The organism is Pseudomonas sp. NDM (assembly GCF_003105095.1).
GTDB lineage: Bacteria > Pseudomonadota > Gammaproteobacteria > Pseudomonadales > Pseudomonadaceae > Aquipseudomonas > Aquipseudomonas moraviensis_A.
This window is the reverse complement of record NZ_QETJ01000286.1, coordinates 1-2,869: the sequence shown is the minus strand read 5'-3', so window position 1 is coordinate 2,869 and position 2,869 is coordinate 1. Positions and strand designations below refer to the sequence as shown.

The window sequence follows — 2,869 nt, the reverse complement described above, 5'->3', positions numbered from 1 at the left end:
CGAAGGCAGTGTGTCAGGCAACATTTTAGTTGAATGACACGCCGCTTTCGCGAGCAGGCTCGCTCCCACAGGGTTTTGTGTTGCAGTAACTATTTGCAGGCGTCGGCGATGGCGTCGGCCAGCGAGGTGAGGCGGGTGGCGTCGATGCCGGCGACGTTGGCCCGGCCGGAGCTGACCATGTACACGCTGTGACGCTCGCGCATGTGCTTTACCTGTTCCGGCGACAGGCCGGTGTAGGAGAACATCCCGCGTTGCACGCCAATATGCGCGAAACGCTCGCGCAAACCGTACGGTTCCAGCGCTTCGACCAGACCGTTGCGCAGCTGCGCGATCCGCAGACGCATGGCTTCCACTTCATCGGCCCAGCGCGCTTTCAGCTCTGGATCGGCAAGGATGGTCGCGACCACTGCCGCGCCGTGATCCGGCGGCGTCGACCACAGATTGCGGGCGATGGTGGCCAGTTGGCTGCGGATGTCGGTGAGCTTGTCGGCGCTGGTCGCGCAGACGATCAGCGCACCGGTGCGGTCTCGGTACAGGCCGAAGTTCTTCGAGCAGGAACTGGTGATCAACAGCTCCGGCACTTGTGACGCGAACAGCCGGGTCGACCACGCGTCCTGTTCGAGGCCATCACCAAAACCCTGATAAGCGAAGTCGATCAGCGGCAGCAGATCGCGGCTGCGCACCACTTCAAGCACGCGCTTCCAGTCGTCATGGTTCAGGTCGAAACCGGTCGGATTGTGGCAGCAGGCATGCAGCAGCACCACGTCGCCCTTCGGCACTTCCCTGAGCACGGCGAGCATCGCTTCGACGTCGAGGCGGTTGTCGCTACCGACGTACGGGTACTGGCTGACCTTGACCTTGGCTGCGGCGAAAATCGTTTCGTGGATCGGCCAGGTCGGGTTGCTCAACCACACACCTTTGCCCGGCAGGCATTGCGCGATGAAGTCGGCAGCCAGACGCAGGGCTCCGGTGCCGCCCGGGGTCTGGGTGGCGCCGGCGCGTTGTTCGGCGATCAACCGCGAGTCGGCACCCAGTACCAGCTCATTGATGACCTTGCCGAACAGCGGGTTGCCGTGGCCACCGATGTAGGTCTTGGTGTGCTGGCTTTCGACCAGCCGCGCTTCGGCGATCTTCACCGCTTCCGGGATCGGCGTCAGACCCTGGGCATCCTTGTAGACGCCAACGCCGAGGTCGAATTTGCGCGGATTGGCATCCTGCGCATAAGCCTCCATCAAACCGAGGATCGGGTCGCCGGGGACCCGGCCGATGGCGTCGAAGTGCATTACTTGCGTCCTTCTGCGGTCTTCGCCACTTCGTCAGTGCGCGCAGCCATGATGAAGTCGTTGCGGTGCAGGCCTTTGATCGAGTGGCTCCACCAGGTCACGGTGACTTTGCCCCACTCGGTCAAGAGGCCTGGGTGGTGACCTTCGGCCTCGGAGATCTCGCCGACGGCGTTGGTGAACGCCAGCGCGTGTTTGAAGTTCTTGAACAGGAAAACTTTTTCCAGCTGCATGATGCCGTCGCGTACTTCGATGTTCCAGTCAGGGATCTGCTTGATCAGGATCGGCAGTTCTTCATCGCTGACTTGTGGCGCATCGGCGCGGCAGGCTTCGCAGTGGGCTTGGTTCAAAGTCGACATGGTGTATTCCTGAAATCGAGTGTGTTTTTTATTAAAGCGCATGTGCCGTCATTGCCGTCACGCTAAAGCAAAGCGGCGGCGACGCACAGACGCAATTGTCAGCAAAAGTCGCGGTTCAGGCGGCTTTGGGTTTCGGCGGAAATTTTGGCGCGTGCAAGCCCAACTGCATGCCCTGGCGAACCATGGCCATGATGTCTTCATGGGCGACATCGAACAGGCGCTTGAGATTCGGCAAGACGAAGTACAGCGGTTGCAGGATGTCGATGCGATACGGCGTGCGCATGGCTTCCAGGGGATCGAACAACTGATGCTCCGGCTCGTCCGACAAGCAGTAAACGCTTTCTTTCGGCGAGGACAGAATCCCGCCACCGTAAATGCGCTTGCCCTGCGGGGTGTCAACCAGACCGAATTCGATGGTCATCCAGTACAACCGCGCCAGGTACACGCGCTCTTCCTTGGTCGCCTGCAGACCGAGCTTGCCGTAGGTGTGGGTGAATTCGGCGAAATACGGGTTGGTCAGCAGCGGGCAGTGGCCAAAGATCTCGTGAAAGATGTCCGGCTCCTGCAGATAGTCGAGTTCTTCGCGGGTACGGATGAAGGTAGCGACGGGGAATTGCTTGCTGGCGAGCAATTCGAAAAAAGTCTGGAAAGGAATCAGCGCCGGCACCCGGGCGACCTGCCAGCCTGTGGTCTCGCCGAGGACTTTGTTGATCTCGGCCAGTTGCGGAATGCGGTCGTGGGGCAGACCGAGTTTTTCGATACCGTCCAGGTATTCCTGGCACGCACGACCTTCAATCACCTTCAACTGGCGAGTGATCAGCGTGTTCCACACCGCATGTTCTTCGGCGGGGTAGTCGATAAAACCTTGCGCATCGGGCTCGCGAGCCACGTATTGCGTCTGCTTCATGCTGCTCTCCTGCTAGGGGAATCTGGTTTTTGTTATGTCCAGCGATGGCTACAGGAATACCCGAGAGTGTGATGGCGTACAGCATGTTGACCCGCAGGTGCGTAGGAAAATTCTGCTTGTTTCGTAAAGTTATCGTTACGGTTTGTCGGCTAGAGCGCATTTACGGCGATTGGTGGGTTTGAAAAGGGCAGGGGCTGTCACATAATCTTGACAACTATCTGCGTGCCTCGACAGAAAATCGGGCGCCGTTCCCCTGTAGGAGTGAGCCTGCTCGCGATAGCGGTGTGTCAGTCGATGAATATGAACTTGATAGACCGCTATCG

3 protein-coding genes are annotated in these 2,869 nt (G+C 59.4%); all 3 read right to left on the bottom strand.

Features of this window, described 5'->3' with window-relative positions:
- Nucleotides 1-89: 89 nt before the first annotated feature.
- Nucleotides 90-1,283, bottom strand: coding sequence for an amino acid aminotransferase (locus DCO47_RS26465; protein WP_116659261.1), 1,194 nt, complete (start codon nt 1,281-1,283; stop codon nt 90-92).
- Nucleotides 1,283-1,639: a 4a-hydroxytetrahydrobiopterin dehydratase gene (locus DCO47_RS26460; protein ID WP_016771115.1), complete on the bottom strand. Its 357-nt coding sequence runs from the start codon at nt 1,637-1,639 to the stop codon at nt 1,283-1,285. The genes DCO47_RS26465 and DCO47_RS26460 overlap by 1 nt, the downstream gene beginning before the upstream one ends.
- 115 nt (nt 1,640-1,754) lie before the next feature.
- The gene (gene phhA / locus DCO47_RS26455) at nt 1,755-2,546 is read right to left on the bottom strand and encodes a phenylalanine 4-monooxygenase (protein WP_042607502.1); all 792 of its coding nucleotides are present in this window, start codon (nt 2,544-2,546) and stop codon (nt 1,755-1,757) included.
- Between the last annotated feature and the right edge of the window lie 323 nt (nt 2,547-2,869).

Bases quoted from the DNA above. Each gene is read 5' to 3' on its own strand.
- DCO47_RS26465 (WP_116659261.1), bottom strand. From the start codon at position 1,283: ATGCACTTCGACGCCATCGGCCGGGTCCCCGGCGACCCGATCCTCGGT.
- DCO47_RS26460 (WP_016771115.1), bottom strand. From the start codon at position 1,639: ATGTCGACTTTGAACCAAGCCCACTGCGAAGCCTGCCGCGCCGATGCG.
- phhA (WP_042607502.1), bottom strand. From the start codon at position 2,546: ATGAAGCAGACGCAATACGTGGCTCGCGAGCCCGATGCGCAAGGTTTT.